Annotated in this window: 14 protein-coding genes; 6 read left to right on the top strand and 8 right to left on the bottom strand. The window is 64.5% G+C overall.

The window, feature by feature from the left end; genetic code table 11:
- Positions 1-79: 79 nt before the first annotated feature.
- Together JQ635_RS24480 and pcaB are read right to left on the bottom strand one after the other, a co-directional pair.
- Entirely contained in the window at positions 80-1,336 is a 1,257-nt protein-coding gene (locus JQ635_RS24480; RefSeq protein WP_211412340.1) for an aminopeptidase, read from the bottom strand.
- 113 nt (positions 1,337-1,449) lie between these two features.
- Complete coding sequence (gene pcaB, locus JQ635_RS24475) at positions 1,450-2,811, bottom strand: 3-carboxy-cis,cis-muconate cycloisomerase (protein WP_211412339.1); 1,362 nt, start codon at positions 2,809-2,811, stop codon at positions 1,450-1,452.
- 532 nt (positions 2,812-3,343) lie between these two features.
- Between pcaB and JQ635_RS24470 the strand changes: the two genes are divergently transcribed.
- Positions 3,344-4,903 (top strand): winged helix-turn-helix domain-containing tetratricopeptide repeat protein, encoded by a 1,560-nt coding sequence (locus tag JQ635_RS24470; protein WP_211412338.1) that lies wholly within the window; start codon positions 3,344-3,346, stop codon positions 4,901-4,903.
- A 182-nt stretch (positions 4,904-5,085) separates the two neighbouring features.
- Here JQ635_RS24470 and JQ635_RS24465 read toward each other — a convergent pair whose 3' ends face one another.
- Positions 5,086-5,508, bottom strand: a complete 423-nt coding sequence (locus JQ635_RS24465; RefSeq protein WP_211412337.1) for a GFA family protein — start codon at positions 5,506-5,508, stop codon at positions 5,086-5,088.
- Between the two features lie 222 nt (positions 5,509-5,730).
- Positions 5,731-6,519: a methanethiol S-methyltransferase gene (gene mddA, locus JQ635_RS24460; RefSeq protein WP_211412336.1), complete on the bottom strand. Its 789-nt coding sequence runs from the start codon at positions 6,517-6,519 to the stop codon at positions 5,731-5,733.
- 133 nt (positions 6,520-6,652) lie between these two features.
- Here mddA and JQ635_RS24455 point away from each other — a divergent pair, with 133 nt between their 5' ends.
- Entirely contained in the window at positions 6,653-8,203 is a 1,551-nt protein-coding gene (locus JQ635_RS24455) for a winged helix-turn-helix domain-containing protein (RefSeq protein ID WP_211412335.1), read from the top strand.
- Between the two features lie 54 nt (positions 8,204-8,257).
- Here JQ635_RS24455 and irr read toward each other — a convergent pair whose 3' ends face one another.
- The gene (gene irr / locus JQ635_RS24450; RefSeq protein WP_246583722.1) at positions 8,258-8,740 is read right to left on the bottom strand and encodes a Fur family transcriptional regulator Irr; all 483 of its coding nucleotides are present in this window, start codon (positions 8,738-8,740) and stop codon (positions 8,258-8,260) included.
- 181 nt (positions 8,741-8,921) lie between these two features.
- On the opposite strand from irr, the gene JQ635_RS24445 reads away from it, so the two are divergent.
- Positions 8,922-9,233, top strand: a complete 312-nt coding sequence (locus JQ635_RS24445; RefSeq protein WP_211412334.1) for a hypothetical protein — start codon at positions 8,922-8,924, stop codon at positions 9,231-9,233.
- Between the two features lie 3 nt (positions 9,234-9,236).
- Here JQ635_RS24445 and JQ635_RS24440 read toward each other — a convergent pair whose 3' ends face one another.
- The 3 genes from JQ635_RS24440 to JQ635_RS24430 all read right to left on the bottom strand — a co-directional run bounded on the left by JQ635_RS24440 (position 9,237) and on the right by JQ635_RS24430 (position 11,396).
- Complete coding sequence (locus JQ635_RS24440; protein ID WP_211412333.1) at positions 9,237-9,806, bottom strand: DUF2147 domain-containing protein; 570 nt, start codon at positions 9,804-9,806, stop codon at positions 9,237-9,239.
- Between the two features lie 32 nt (positions 9,807-9,838).
- Positions 9,839-10,501 (bottom strand): DUF3313 domain-containing protein, encoded by a 663-nt coding sequence (locus tag JQ635_RS24435; protein WP_211412332.1) that lies wholly within the window; start codon positions 10,499-10,501, stop codon positions 9,839-9,841.
- Between the two features lie 256 nt (positions 10,502-10,757).
- Positions 10,758-11,396, bottom strand: coding sequence for a TetR/AcrR family transcriptional regulator (locus JQ635_RS24430; protein ID WP_211412331.1), 639 nt, complete (start codon positions 11,394-11,396; stop codon positions 10,758-10,760).
- 216 nt (positions 11,397-11,612) lie between these two features.
- Between JQ635_RS24430 and JQ635_RS24425 the strand changes: the two genes are divergently transcribed.
- The 3 genes from JQ635_RS24425 to JQ635_RS24415 all read left to right on the top strand — a co-directional run bounded on the left by JQ635_RS24425 (position 11,613) and on the right by JQ635_RS24415 (position 15,207).
- Positions 11,613-13,163 (top strand): ABC transporter substrate-binding protein, encoded by a 1,551-nt coding sequence (locus tag JQ635_RS24425; RefSeq protein WP_211412330.1) that lies wholly within the window; start codon positions 11,613-11,615, stop codon positions 13,161-13,163.
- 236 nt (positions 13,164-13,399) lie between these two features.
- A complete protein-coding gene (locus JQ635_RS24420; RefSeq protein WP_211412329.1) occupies positions 13,400-14,371 on the top strand; it encodes an ABC transporter permease in 972 nt (323 codons plus the stop codon).
- Positions 14,368-15,207 carry an ABC transporter permease gene (locus tag JQ635_RS24415; RefSeq protein WP_211412328.1) on the top strand — a complete coding sequence of 280 codons (840 nt, stop codon included), beginning with the start codon at positions 14,368-14,370 and terminating at the stop codon, positions 15,205-15,207. Before JQ635_RS24420 ends, JQ635_RS24415 begins: the two co-directional genes overlap by 4 nt.

The raw sequence follows: 15,207 nt of genomic DNA, 5'->3' as shown, positions 1-15,207 counted from the left end.
AGAGCACGCTAGACTATAGTCTGGGAAAAGACCGTCGCCGGGATGCTCACCTCTCCCCGACGGGGAGAGGTGAAGCGTGTTACTTCGCCCACTCGCCCTTGCGGAACACCGGGACCTTGCTGCCGTCGGCCAGAATGCCGTCGATATCGGTCTCGGCCGAGCCGATCATCCAGTCGATATGAATCAGGCTCTGATTGCCGCCCTGCGCGGCGATCTGCTGCGGCGTGAGCTGGGCGCCGTTGACGAAGCACTTCGAATAGCACTGGCCGAGCGCGATGTGCGAGGCGGCGTTCTCGTCGAACAGCGTGTTGTAGAACAGCAATCCACTTTGCGAGATCGGCGAGGAATGCGGCACCAGCGCCACCTCGCCAAGCCGGCGGGCGCCCTCGTCGGTGTCGAGCACTTTGTTGAGCACTTCCGCACCGCGCGAGGCCTTGGCGTCGACGATCTTGCCGTCCTCGAAGCGCACCGCGATGTTGTCGATCAGCGTGCCCTGGTAGGACAGCGGCTTCGAGCTCACGACATGGCCGTAGACGCGCCGGCAATGCGGCGTGGTGAAGACCTCTTCGGTCGGGATGTTGGCGTTGCAGCTGATGCCGTTCTTGGACAGCGAGGCGCCGCCTTCCCATTCATGGCCGTCGGCAAGGCCGATGGTGAGATCGGTGCCCGGCCCCGAGTACTGCAGCGCGCGAAAACGCTGGCCGTTGAGCCAGTTGGTGCGTTCGCGCAGCACCGCATTGTGGCTCGCCCAATTGCCCATGGCGTCTTCACGGTCGACGCGGGACGCGGCGAAGATCGCATCCGCGAGCTTGCCGACGGCGACGTCCTCGGGATCATTGGGGAAGACCTGCCTGGCCCAGGACGGGCTCGGATAGGCGATGATGTTCCAGTTGGTGTCGAAATTGACGATCTTTTCCAGCGCCGGCTGATAGGCCATCGAATTGGCCTTGCTGGCGCGTGCGACCTTGGAAGGATCCTCGCCCGACAGCAGCATCGGATTGTCGCCGACGATGGCGAGCCGCGCGGTGTTGTCGGAGAAGGCCTTGGCCATGCCCTCGTAGAGCCAGCCGGCGGCGCGATCGAAACTGTTGTCGTGACCGTGGCGGTAGCGCGCCAGCGTCATCTCCTCGTCCGACAGGATCGGCGTGACGATGCCGGCGCCGGCCTTGTAGGCATGGACGGCGATCCGCCGCACCAGCGGCAGCGCGATCGCCGGCGCCGTCAGCAGCAGATCCTGTCCCGGCCGCAAGCCCAGGCCCACCTTCACCGCAACCTCGGCCAGCCGGTCGAGTTTCGCGGGATCGATGGGAGTGGCGGTGATGCGTTGATCGGTCATGCCGGGTCCTCTGCCGAAAGTCTCTCGTTCAATCTAAGCCTAGCATCGCGAGACACAAGTATGCGAGCGCCTTGCGAGACGAGAAAGATACGTGGTTTCACGCATCTTGGTTTTCAACGCGTTGAGGATTTCAGCACCCGATCGACCATGGCGGGCGCAAGCCCGAGGTAATTTTTCGGTGAGGTGAGCGCCTCGATTGTGGCACGGTCGATGCGGCTCGATATCCGTGAATCTGCGGATAGCGCATCGGCAAGGCTGATCCCCTTGTCGTTGGCCTCGCGGCAGGCATCATAGACCACGTCATGCGCCTCCTGCCGCCCGATCTGCGGCGCAAGCCCCATCATGACCGCTTCGGCCACAATCAGGCCGCGGCTGACGGCGAGATTGTCGTTCATCTTCCTTTCGTCCACGATCAGGCCCGCGAGCGCGAACTTCGCCTGGTGCAGGGCGCCGGCGGTCAGCACGAAGCTTTCGGGGATCGCCATCCATTCGGCGTGCCAGGGACCGGTGGCGCGCTCGAAATCCTGCACCATCGCGTCCAGCATCAGGCCGGCGTGCTGGCGCACCGCCTTGGACGCTGCCAGCATCAGCTCCGAGGAGATCGGGTTGCGCTTCTGCGGCATGGTCGAGGAGGCGCCGCGGCCCTTGACGAAGGGTTCGTAGACCTCGGCGAACTCGGTCGAGGCCATGATCATGATGTCGAGCGCGATCTTGCCGAGCGAGCCGGTGACCAGGGCGAGGAAGTTCACGGCCTCGGCAAAGCCGTCGCGCGCGACGTGCCAGGTCGAGGCGGGAACGCCGAGCTTCAGCTCGGCGCAGAGCGCCTCCTGCACCTCAAAACCCTTGTCGCCGAGCGAGGCCAGCGTGCCGGCGGCGCCCGCGAACTGACCGACCAGGACGCGCGGCTTCAATTGCGCCAGGCGTTCGGCGTGGCGGTCGAACATCGCGAGCCAGATCGCGGTCTTGTAGCCGAAGGTGACCGGCAGCGCCTGTTGCAGATGGGTGCGGCCGGCCATCGGCGTGTCGCGATAGCGCTTGGAGAGGTCGGCGAGGATCTTGCGCAGCTCGGCGATGTCTCGCTCGACGATCCCGAGCGCGGCGCGCAGTTGCAGCGCCACGGCGGTATCCATGATGTCCTGCGTGGTCGCGCCCCAATGCACGTAGCGGCCGGCTTCGCCGCACTGCTTCACCATCTGGTGCACCAAAGGGAGGATCGGATAGCCGACGATGTCGGTCTCCTGCCTGAGCAGGTCGAAGTCGAGCGCGGCGACGTTGGTCCTCGCCGCGATCTGATCGGCAGCGTCCTGCGGGATCACGCCGCATGCTGCCTCCGCTTTCGCCAGCGCGACCTCGACCTCGGCGTAACGGGCGACCAGCGCGACGTCGGAAAACACCTCGCGCATCTCGGGCGTGCCGAAGGCGTCGCGAAACAGCATGGAGTCGAGCACGGTGGTCGAGGCGTGAAAAGCGGGCATGGTTTCTTCGTGGCTGTTGTTCTATGTGCGGGCAGCTTACGCACGTCGCAGTGTTCGGCAATGGACATTCGCAGTTCGTCACATGTTCAAATGCCGTTACGACGAGCGCGCCGCCGCCTGCTCCGTCATCCCTGCGCAACCGCGAAGCGGTTGTCGCTGGAGGCGCGAAGCGTGCGATGCGAAGCAGCGCACGCGGAGCCTCGAAGGAGGAGCGGCCGGGATGCAGCCGGGCCGTCCATCCTTCAAGGCCTCCGCTATGCTCCGGCGCCTCGGGATGACGGTAATAGTCGTCCCGGATGTCGCTCCGCTCATCCGGGCTACGATCAGCGCTCGACCCATGAGTTGCCCGCGACAATCTGGCCGGAACGGCCAGATTGTCATTTCAGGTTCTATTCCCCCTCGAAAACCGCATGGCTGCCATCACGCGATCGTGGTGAACCGGACCGACCGCTCGGTGGACACACAGACTTCAAGTCGAAATCCATTTTGATTTTTTTATTGCCCGATACCGCTGTGAGATCTGAGTTTCGACGTGCAGTTTCTATTCCGGGATCACCTTCTCGATACTGACCTGCGCGAGCTGAGCCGCGAGCAGGTTCCCGTTGCCGTGGAACCGCAGGTTTTCGATCTCGTGGTCCATCTCATGGAAAACCGCGACCGGGTCGTCAGCAAAGACGAGCTGATCGACAAGATCTGGCATGGGCGGAGCGTCTCCGAATCCACCCTGACCAGCCGGATCAACGCGGCCCGCAAGGCGATCGGCGACAATGGTGCGAACCAGGCGCTGATCCGCACCATCGCGCGCAAGGGATTTCGCTTCGTCGGTGACGTGCAGACACAGCTTGGCACGGTTCCGCCGGAGCTCGGTCGCCTCACTCCAGCGCCGCAGGCTGTGCTCGCGCTGCCCGACCGGCCCGCGATCGCCGTTCTGCCCTTCACCAACATGAGCGGCGACCGCGAGCAGGATTATTTCTCCGACGGCATCAGCGAGGACATCATCACCGCGCTGTCGAAGCTGCGCTGGTTCTTCGTCATCGCGCGCAATTCCTCCTTCGTCTACAAGGGCCGCGCCGTGCACATCCACGAGGTCGCGCGCGAACTCGGCGTGCGCTACGTCGTCGAAGGCAGCGTGCGACGGAGCGGCGACCGCCTGCGCGTCTCCGCCCAGCTCAACGACGTCTCGACCGGCAGCCATCTCTGGGCCGAGCGCTACGACCGCGAGCTTGCCGACATCTTCGCCGTGCAGGACGAGATCACCGAGGCGATCGTCGCCGCGATCGAGCCGCAGCTCTATGCCGCCGAGAGCTTTCGCGCCCAGCAGAAGCCGCCGGGCAGCCTCGACGCCTGGGGCCTGTTGATGCGCGGGCTGTCGCATTACTGGCGCATCACCCGCGAGGACAATGCGACGGCGCAAGGGCTGCTCGAGAAGGCCGTCGCGATCGACCCGGCCTATGGCAAGGCGCTGGGCCTGCTCGCGACCAGTCATATCTTCGGTGCGCATATGGGCTGGGCCGACATGGCCGCGACCGTGCCGGTCGCCGAACGCGCCGCGCTTGCGGCGGTGGAGGCGGATCGCGAGGACGCCTTTGCCCATCTCGGCCTCGCCTATACCTATCTGTTCCGCCGCCGCTTCGACGACGCGCTGGCCGAGTTCGAGCTGGCCTTGAGGCTCAATCCGAACTGCGCGATGGCGCACGCCTTCTACGGCGTGACGCTGTGCTACGCGGGACGATGGCAGGACGGCGATGGCGCCGCACGGCGCGCGCTGCGGCTGAGCCCGCGCGATCCGCTCGCGGCGATCTATTGCGGCGTTGCCGCCTACGCCCAGTTCATCGGCCGCAACTACGAACAATCCATGCAGATGGCCCGGGAATCGATGCGGCAGCGCGCCGATTTCGTCGGCGCCCATCGCGTGCTGACCGCCGCCGCCGGCATGTCGGGAAATCCCGCGCTCGCAGCATCCGCGCTGGAAGGCCTGCGCCGCACCCAGCCTGGCATCTCGCTCGCCTGGATCACGCGCGAGCTGCCGATGCTGCGGGAAGATGATCGCGCACATTATCTGGAAGGATTGCGGCGCGCAGGGATGAGGTAGGCGTTCACCACAGTGACGGTGCACCCTCTCCCCTTGTGGGAGAGGGTGGATTCGATGCGAAGCATCGAATCCGGGTGAGGGGTCTCTATCCTCACGAGCAGTCCGACGAGTGGACAGAACCCCTCATCCGCCTTGCCTTCGGCAAGGCACCTTCTCCCACAAGGGGAGAAGGGAAGAGAGAGCTACTCCTGCATCATCTCGCCGCTGCCGCCTAACTCGGCGGGGAAATCCTTCAGCTTGGGCAGGCCGTCGCGCATCGGCAGCACGGTCTCGGCGTAATTGACGTGGACGCCGGGCGTGAACGCGAGCGTGGGGATGGTGGCGGTGAAGACGTCGATGAGGCCGAGCGGCGGGTGATTGGTCATGAGATGGCCACCGCACTTCCTGCAATATTTGCGCTGGCTGAGCGGTGTCTTGGCGAAGGTCTCGACATGCTGGGCGCCCTCGGTGATGCGCACGGCTTCGGGCTTCCACAGGCTGAAGGCGTTCACCGGTCCGCCGGACCAGGACCGGCAGGAGCGGCAATGGCAATAGCCCATCGCCTCCGGCGCGCCCGTGATCTCGACCGTGACCGCGCCGCAAAAGCAGTTTCCGACATGTTTCATTGGAACGTCTCCGTTGATGAAGGTTGGAATTCCTCTCCCCGCTCCGGTTCGCCGATAACTCGGCTGATGCGGATGCGGGGAGAGGCGTCGGAGTGAGGGGGAATCACTCCGGGGGACGCTGGAGGTTGAGAGTCAGACGTTGAGAGTCAGACAAGGTCCGATACGCGCCTCGGTTCCATCGCGCGTCCTCCTTTCGGGGGACGCGATGGAAAGCTGCGACGGCTATACCGACCGGCGCCAGGGAATAAGCATCGACACCCGTTGTTTGTACTGCCGGTACTCGTCGCCGAAGAGATCGACGAGGTCGTGCTCCTCCAGCGCGATGCCGACGAAGATGTAGATCGTGGTCACGGCCGCGAACAGCAGATGGCCCACGGTCATGACCGGCGCCGCCCAGAACGCGATGATGAAACCGAGATAGATCGGATGACGGACGAACTTGTAGAGCAGCGGCGTCTTGAAGCGCGCCGGCGCGGCTTCCCTGCCGACGAGATGATCGGTCACCTGAGACAGGCCGAACAACTCGAAATGGTTGATGATGAAGGTCGAGGTGAACACCAGCACCCAGCCCGCGAAGGACAGCGTGACCACCGTCACGGCAAGATCGGGGTTCTCAACCTCCCATATGACCGTCGGCAGCGGACGCCACTGCCAAAACAGGAGAAGCAATGACAGGCTCGCGAACAACACATAGGTCGAGCGCTCGACCGGCTTGGGGACGAACTGCGTCCACCACGCCTTGAATTGTTGACGCGCCATCACGCTGTGTTGAACCGCGAACAGCGACATCAGCAGCAGATTGATGATGACCGCGCGAACGACGGGCGCTTCGGCTCCGGTGTCGATGGTCTTCGGTACCATCACCCCCATGACGAAGCCGATGGCGTAGAGAACGGTGACGAAAAAAACGAGATATGCCGCAATTCCGTACAGAAAGGCGATGAACCTGAAAATGCGTGAGCCCGCAACCTCCGGGCCGATAGAATGAACCTGGTGATCAAGTTGGGTCATAGAACGCTCCGTTGTGCCGAGGCATCGGCACTGTTTGGTCTTCGCACCATGCCGGATCGGACGTCCCCCGACTTTCGCGGAGGGTTGATTTTCGCCTGAGACGACTTTGATTTTTGCTTGAGACGACAGAAACGTGCGATTTTGCTTTGAAAACAACGTGCTGGACGGCGATCTGCGGGAGCTCACCTGCGGCGGGACGGCCGTGCCGTTGCAGCCGCAGGTGTTCGATCTCCTGCTTTATCTCGTTGCGGAGCGCGCCCGTGTGGTCAGCAAGGATGACCTGATCAGCCAGATCTGGAGCGACCGCATTGTCTCGGATTCTGCCCTGAACAGCCGCATCAACGCCGCGCGCAAGGCGCTGGGCGACGACGGAGCGACCCAGCGGCTGATCAAGACCATTCCGCGCAAGGGCTTTCGTTTCGTCGGCGACGTCAGAGAAGACGCGGCGGCCGCGCCGGCGCCCGTTGAACCTGCCACGGCCCGGCCGCGCGCCGCGACGGACCGCCCGGCGATCGCGGTGCTCGCCTTCGAGAACATGAGCGGCGATCCCGCACAGGACTATTTTGGCGACGGAATCAGCGAGGACATTCTTACCGCACTGTCGAAGCAACGCTGGTTCATGGTGATCGCCCGCAACTCGTCCTTCACCTACAAGGGTCGCGCGGTCCACATCAGGCAGATCGCCGAGGAGCTCGGCGTCCGCTACATCGTCGAAGGCAGCGTGCGGAAGGCGGACAACCGGGTGCGTATCACCGCGCAGCTCAACGATGCCACGTCAGGCAGCCATCTCTGGGCCGAGCGCTACGACCGCGACCTGGTCGACGTCTTCACCGTGCAGGACGAGATCACCAACGCGATCGTCGCGGCGATCGAGCCGCAGATCCACGCCGCGGAGAATTTTCGCAGCCATCGCAAGCCGCCCGCGAGCCTGGACGCGTGGGACCTGTTGATGCGCGCGCTGTCGCATTACTGGCGCGTGACTCGGCAGGACCACGAGGCCGCGAAGGTGCTGCTCGAGCGCGCGATCGCGATCGATCCGAACTACGGCCAGGCGCTGTCGGTGCTGGCCGTGAACGACATGTTCGGCGTGCATCTCGGCTGGGCCGAACTGGCCGCGGTTGGCCCAGTCGCGGAAGCCGCCGCGCTCAAAGCGGTGCGCTGCGACCATGAGGATGCCTGGGCGCATGCCGCGCTCGGCAGCGTCTACTTCTCGACCCGCAGGCTTGCGGACGCGTTGTCCGAGTTCGAGCAGGCCCTCGCGCTCAACCCGAACTTCTCGCTGGCGCAAGGCTACCACGCGCTGGCGCTGTCCTATGCCGGACGGTCGAAGCAGGCGTTTGTGGCGGCGCAGCGGGCGATCCGGCTCTCACCGCGCGATCCGTCACTGGCGATCTATCACGGCATCGCCGGCTATGCGCGCTTCACCGAGCGGCAGTATGACGAAGCCATCGCGCTCGCGCGCGAGGCGATCCGCCATCGCGGCGACCTCACCGGCGCCTACCGTGTGCTCGCCGTTTCGGCCGGCATGACCGGCGATAGCGCGCTTGCGGAGATGGCACTCGGCGAGCTCCGCCGCACCCAGCCGGGCATCTCGCTGCACTGGATCGCGACGCAACTGCCGTGGGCCAGTGACGACGATCGCGAGCACTATCTGGAGGGATTCCGGCGGGCGGGATTGCGGTGAGGCGCTCTTACCCTCCCCCTCCAGGGCCCTCCAGGGTAGGGTAAAAAGAAGACGCTACGCCACGCGCTTCCGGCGCAAATGGACGATGACGTCGAGCCGCGCGATCTCGTGGCCGGGAAGCGCCTCGGGCATCCTGGTGAAGGCGAGGCCGTCGGCGACGTCGACCAGCACATCCTCGCCTTCGAGGTAGAAGTGCGGGTGCACTGATGTATCGGTATCGAAGAACGACTTGATGCCGTCGGCGGCGATCCGGCGCAACAGGCCGGCTTCCGTGAACTGGTTCAGGGTGTTGTAGACGGTCGCGAGCGATAGATAGGCGTTCGCCGCGATCGCCTCTTCATAAAGGCTCTCTGCGGTGACGTGACGGTGGCCGCGCAGGAACAGCAACTGGCCGAGCGCCAAGCGCTGGCGCGTTGGCCGCAATCCGGCATCGACGAGCAATTGCAGACAGTGCTGCGTGCCCTCATCCACCTCCGGTTCGGCGACATCGGGTCCGCTGTCGTCGCCCGCAGGAATATTTGTGACGTGCATGTCCATCGATCGTCTCACGTCTGCAAGAACCAGGACGTGCACCGACATCCCGCCAGTTGCTATTGGATCGCAGAAGCGGCGCCCCGGCTTTGATCCGGATCAAATTTGGCGCCGACCCGCCTCTGACCTATCGCAAGGCGGACGGGTTTATTCCCAGCCACAATGCGGGGATATCGATGAGGCTCACATGTCCAGGCCGGTTCCCGACAAGGCAGAGGTCGCGCTCGAATATCCCGACAAGTTCTATGTCGGCGCTTTCGAGCATTCATCGCGCTTCGAGGCGCGACTCGACGGCAGCGGCGTGGCGCTCGTGCTGCAGCATCCGGGCGCGGCCGACGAGCGCAAATCGGTCCATCTGCATATCAATTTCGGGCTGCTCGCCGGCATCCTGCGGGAGCTTGCCGGCAGCGTCGCTGCCATACCCAAGGACGACATTGCCCATCGCGAGCAGCTCGCAGACGCCCTCGACGAATTGCGACGGGCGCTGCGGACGCCCTGACGGCTACTTCGCTTTCACCTGGATCGGCTTCGGGGCCGGCACCGCCGCCCATTCCTTGTCGGCGCGCGGGCCGTTGATATCGCCGGTCAGGCCGACGAGCTGACCGGGCAGCACGTCGAGGGTCTGCTGCCAGGTCTGGGTCTGGCACAGGAATTTGATGAGGCAGCCTTTCAGCTTCAAGCGATCGGCGGATTCGCGCCAAAGCGAGACCGAATAGAACTTGCCGTCCTCGGCGTTGTAGATGTCGCCGGCAAAGCGTCCCTCGGGCGTTGCCTGCAGACCCATGATGAGCTGGTGGCCGAGCAGCGTGCGGGCGCGCTTGTCGGGGTCGGGGTTTTCCTTGTCGCGATAGGGCTGGCCGCGCTTGTCGGCCGGCTCCTTCATCCAGACAATGAAGCCGCAGATGCGGTCACGAGTCGGACCGCAGCGCTCGAGCCGGATGCGGGCGCGGCCGTCCTCGACGAGCCATGTGCCGCTGGGATCGGCCGGGGCGGCCGCGCCGGCGCGACCGCCGATGATCATCATCACGACCGTGATCGCCACGCGCAGCACGAAGCGAAGGAGAAGGTTCATCTGCATGCCTTTCGTTGAGCGGGAGGGCCGCGTCAGTTCAGTTGCGCCATCAGCGCGTCGGCGCCCTTGTCGATGCCGGCGGTAGCGGCCGCGAGCGCGCCGACACTGGCCTTGATGTCGTAAGCACCGGGGTATTGCTTGGTGACGTAGGCCGAGACCAGCCGCGAGGTCGAAGCGTCGAAGATCTCGACGCCGTAGATGACCGAGCCGGTCAACATGCCCTCGCCGTCGCGTGCCGCCTGCACGCCGTTGTAGACCGCGCCGGCCATGTCGAAACGGGAAAGCGTGCCGAGCACCGGCGTGTTGGTGACGGCGCCGGTCAGGGTCAGCCTGATACGCAACGTGTTCGGCCCGCGCTCGCGCACCAGCGCGAAGCGGCCGCGCAACCGGTCGGCGAAACAGTTCTGCATGTAGGCGGCGAGCGTCGCCTTGTCCTTGTCGGACATGTCGCCGAACTGGTGGTCCCTGCCGCGGTAGACCACGACGGGATCAAGGATGACTTTATTATAGGAGCGCCAGTCGACCGGCGTGGAATAGCGGTAGGGCACGCGGCCGGAGGCGTCCGACTTGTCCGGCGCCATGTAGGCTGAGGACGCCATCTCCGAGTACGGCACGGGCGCGACCGAGGCGCAGCCGGCTGAGGTGACGCAAAGCACCAGCGTTCCCAGACCGCGCAGGGCGATCGAGCGATCCATTCCAGACTCCTCTTGCGGCTTCTTTTGGAGGGCAATGACGACCGCAGCCGCGCTTAGGGACCAGACACGGCTGCGGCGCTCACCATTGCCGGCCCAATGGCATCGTCCGGGGCCATTTCGGATGCCCTGGGCCGTCTCAGTGTTTCAATTTATAAAACCGACTGGTTGGTTTGTAAAGTCTCAAAAGAGGTCCCTGACACATTTGGCCGTAGGCGCGGTTTTGGGCAGCGATCAGTCGAAATTCGTTAACGGTGAATCAGGCGCGCTTGCGCGGGGTTGCGGCCTTTGCCGTCGATGCCGCTCCGGATTTTGCAGCACGCTTCGTCGCCGGCTGTTCCAGGCCCGTCCATTGGGCGTCATCGAGCAGGCGCACGAACAGCCGCTGGTGCTCGTCCTTGCTGAGCGGCGACATGCCGAACAGCGAGCTCAGCAGCAGGCCGAGCGCGCCGGCCCAGCGCAGCATCGCGAGATCGGGATCGGCGGCTTCTTCCTTGATCGCCGCCATCCGCTTCGACTCAAGCTCGCGCGGCAGTGCCATCAGGCTGGGATTTTCAACCATGGCAGCAACCAGGGCCAGCGCAGCGGAATTCGGCGTGGTCGCCGCTTCCCGGATCGTGGCGAGTTGGGTCGCCAGATTGGGATTTGCCGAGGTCGCGCTCACCTTCGCCATATAATGGGTCGAGAACTCCTCGAAATGCGCCATCTGCCGCTCGAGCAGCGCCTTCAGCACCGCCTCCTTGGTGCGGAACTGGTGCATCACCCCGCCCTTGCTCAGGCCGCTCTCGCGCGCGATCGCATCGAGCGTCAGCCGGCCGGGTCCGTCGCGCGCGATGATGGCGATGGCCGCTTCGAGCGCAGCATTGCGGGACCGTTCGGAGCGCGTGGCGTTGTCCATGGCGGACTTGTCTCCGTGACAGGAGCATGAATCAAGTGAAAACAGGACGCGCTGTACATTTTTTGTGCGAACCCTGTCGAGACTTTCATCTTGCGGCGCCGAATGAGACTATGTGAGCCTCGATGGTGGATGGGGACTGGGATGGGCCGGCCGTCGCTTTGCGCGCGAGGACGTCGCGAAGCGTTTACGGCTGGCCGCGCTTGAGAAAGATACGATATGCCAAAACGAGTGTTGCTTGGTCTCCTCCTCGCGGGCGGCCTCACGGCCCCGGCGCTGGCGCAAGAGCCGAAGACGGGGGGCGTGATCAATGCCGTGATCCAGCCCGAGCCGCCCGGCCTGATGCTTGCGCAGGTCCAGAATGGCCCGGTCCAGATGGTCTCGGGCAACATCTTCGAGGGCCTGCTGCGCTACAGCCCGAAGCTCGAGCCGCTGCCGGAGCTTGCCGAAAGCTGGAGCGTCAGCGAGGACGCCAAGACCTACACCTTCAAGCTCAAGAAGGGCGTGACCTGGCACGACGGCAAACCCTTCACCGCCGCCGACGTCCTGTTCTCGATCGAGATGCTGAAGCAGACGCATGCGCGCGCTCGCTCCAATCTGGTGCAGGTCGACAAGATCGAGACGCCGGACGATTATACGGTGGTCTTCACGCTGAAGCAGCCGTTCGGCCCGTTCCTCGGCATCTTCGAGGTCGGCTCGATGCCGATCGTGCCAAAACATCTCTATGAAGGCACCGACTGGAAGACCAACCCCTACAACAACGCGCCCGTCGGCACCGGCCCCTTCATGTTCAAGGAGTGGCAGAAGGGCTCGTTCATCCGCCTGGTCAAGAACCCGAACTACCACGAAAAGGGCAAGCCCTATCTCGACGAGATCTACTGGCAGATCATTCCCGACGCGGCCGCGCGTTCGGTGGCGTATGAGACCGGCAAGGTCGACGTGCTGCCCGGCGGCTCGGTCGAGAATTTCGACGTGCCGCGGCTCTCCAAGCTGAAGGACACCTGCGTCACCGGCGCCGGCTGGGAGTTCTTCTCGCCGCTGGCCTGGCTGTGGCTGAACAACCGCCAGGGTCCGCTCGCCGACAAGCGGGTGCGGCAGGCGATCATGTACGCGATCGACCGCGATTTCGCCAAGGACGTGATCTGGAACGGGCTCGGCAAGGTGGCGACAGGCCCGTCCGCCTCGACCATCAAGTTCTACACCGACGACGTGCCGAAATACCCTTACAATCCGGCCAAGGCCAAGGCACTGCTGAAGGAAGCCGGCTACAAGGGCGAGAAGATCCGCCTGCTGCCGCTCGCCTATGGCGAGACCTGGCAGCGCTGGGGTGAAGCGGTGAAGCAGAACCTCCAGGACGTCGGCATGAACATCGAGACCATCGCCACCGACGTTGCCGGCGGCAACCAGAAGATCGGCGACTGGGACTATGACATCGCCTTCACCTATCTCTACCAGTATGGCGATCCCGCGCTCGGCGTCGGCCGCAACTATGTCTCCAGCAACATCGCGAAGGGGCAGGTCTTCAACAACGTCGAGGGCTACTCCAACCCGGAGATCGACAAGCTGTTCGCCGACGGCGCGACCGCGACCCCGGATTCCAAGCGCAAGGAGATCTACGACAAGGCGCAGAAGATCCTGGTCGAGGACGTGCCGGTGGCCTGGATGCTGGAGCTGCAATTCCCGACCATCACGCGCTGCAAGGTCAAGAACCTGATCACCACGGGGATCGGGGTCAATGACGGCTTCAAGGACGCATGGCTCGACAAGTGAGCCCTTCCTTCTTCACCTCTCCCCGCCTGCGGGGAGAGGTCGAATGTGCGCATAGCGCACATTCGGGTGAGGGGGAGTCTCCACGAGTCCAACTGCTGATACGCTCGCGGAGAGTCCCCCTCACCCCAACCCTCTCCCCGCATCCGCCTTCGCCGAGGCTTCGGCGGACAGGAGCGGGGCGAGGGAGTCACTCCGTCTCCGTGGCTCCAGGTCACATCACCAATATGACTCACTAGATGCTCTCCTTCGTCGCTCAGCGTGTCGTGAAGGGCGTGATCGTCCTGCTCGCGATCGTCATCCTCAATTTTTTCCTGATCCGGCTCGCGCCCGGCGACCCCGCGATCGTGATGGCGGGCGAGGCCGGCGCCAGTGACCAGGTCTTCGTCAAGCAGCTCCGGGAGAAGTTCGGCCTCGACAAGCCGTTGCCCGAGCAGCTCTTCATCTACGTCAAGGGTGTCGCCACCCTCGACCTCGGCTTCTCCTTCCGCCAGCAGGAGCCGGTCGCCAAGCTGATCGGCGAACGGCTGCCCGCGACATTGCTGCTGACGCTGACCGCCTTCGCGATCTCACTGATGCTCGGCATCCTCTTCGGCACATTCGCCGCGCGCTTTGCCGGAACCTTTCTCGACACCGGCATCACGATATTCGCGCTGATCTTCTATGCCATGCCGATCTTCTGGGTGGCGTTGATGGGAATCCTGCTGTTCTCGGTCACCGTCGACTGGCTGCCGAGCTTCGGCTACGAGACGGTCGGCGCCAACCTCACCGGCCTCGCCCACGCGGTCGACGTTGCAAAGCACCTGATCATGCCGGCGATGACGCTGGGCCTGTTCTTCATGGCGACCTATACCCGCATGACGCGCGCCTCGATGCTGGAGGTGAAGCGGCTCGACTTCGTCAAGACGGCGCGCGCCAAGGGCCTCTCCGACGCCGTGATCCAGCGCCGCCATGTGCTGCGCAACGCGCTGCTGCCGGTGGTGACGCTCGCCGGCGTGCATGCCGGCACGCTGATCGGCGGCGCTGTCATCACCGAGACCGTGTTCGCCTGGCCCGGCATCGGGCGCCTGATGTATGACGCGCTGCTGCAACGCGACTACAACCTGCTGCTCGGCGTCTTCGTGACTTGCTCGGTCATGGTCCTGATCTTCAACCTCATCACCGACCTCGTCTATCGCCTGGTCGATCCGCGCATCGAATACGCCACATGAAACAGTTCTGGAAATCGATGCTGAAGAGCCCCAGCGGCGTCATCGGGCTCATCATCCTCCTGCTCGCGATCTCGGTCGCGGTGTTCGGGCCGATGCTGTTCCCGAACTCGCCCTGGCGCATGGTGCAGCGGCCGTTCCTGCCGCCGTTCACGCTCTCGACCGTGCCGCTCGGCACCGACGCGCTCGGCCGCGACGTCTTCGCCGGCATGATCTTCGGCGCCCGCGTCTCGCTGCTGGTCGGTCTCGTCTCCACCCTGGTCGCGCTGGTCGTCGGCGTTCCCATCGGCGCCATGGCCGGCTATTTCGGCGGCAAGGTCGACGACGCGCTGATGCGCTTCACCGAGTTCTTCCAGACGATTCCGAGCTTCGCGCTTGCCATCGTGCTGGTCGCGATCCTGCAGCCCTCGATCTACTCGATCGTGGCCTCGATCGCGGTGGTGAGCTGGCCGCCGGTCGCCCGCCTCGTGCGCGGCGAGGTGCTGTCGCTGCGCACGCGCGACTATGTCCAGGCCGCCGTCGTCACCGGCCAGAGCAACAGCTGGATCATCCTGCGCGAGATCCTGCCCAACGCGCTGTCGCCGGTGATCGTGCTGGCCTCGCTGATGGTGGCGACCGCGATCCTGCTGGAATCCTCGCTGGCGTTCCTTGGCCTCGGCGACCCCAACCTGATCTCATGGGGCTATATGGTCGGTGCCGGCCGCACCGTGATCCGGCAGGCCTGGTGGATCACGGTATTCCCCGGCGTCGCCATCCTGATCTCGGTGCTCGGGCTGAACCTGATCGGCGAGGGCCTCAATGATGCGCTCAATCCGCGCCTGTCGCGGGAGGGACGCTGA

Origin of the sequence: Bradyrhizobium iriomotense (genome assembly GCF_018130765.1) — a bacterium.
Lineage (GTDB): Bacteria > Pseudomonadota > Alphaproteobacteria > Rhizobiales > Xanthobacteraceae > Bradyrhizobium > Bradyrhizobium iriomotense_A.
This window is presented reverse-complemented; position numbering and strand designations above follow the sequence as displayed.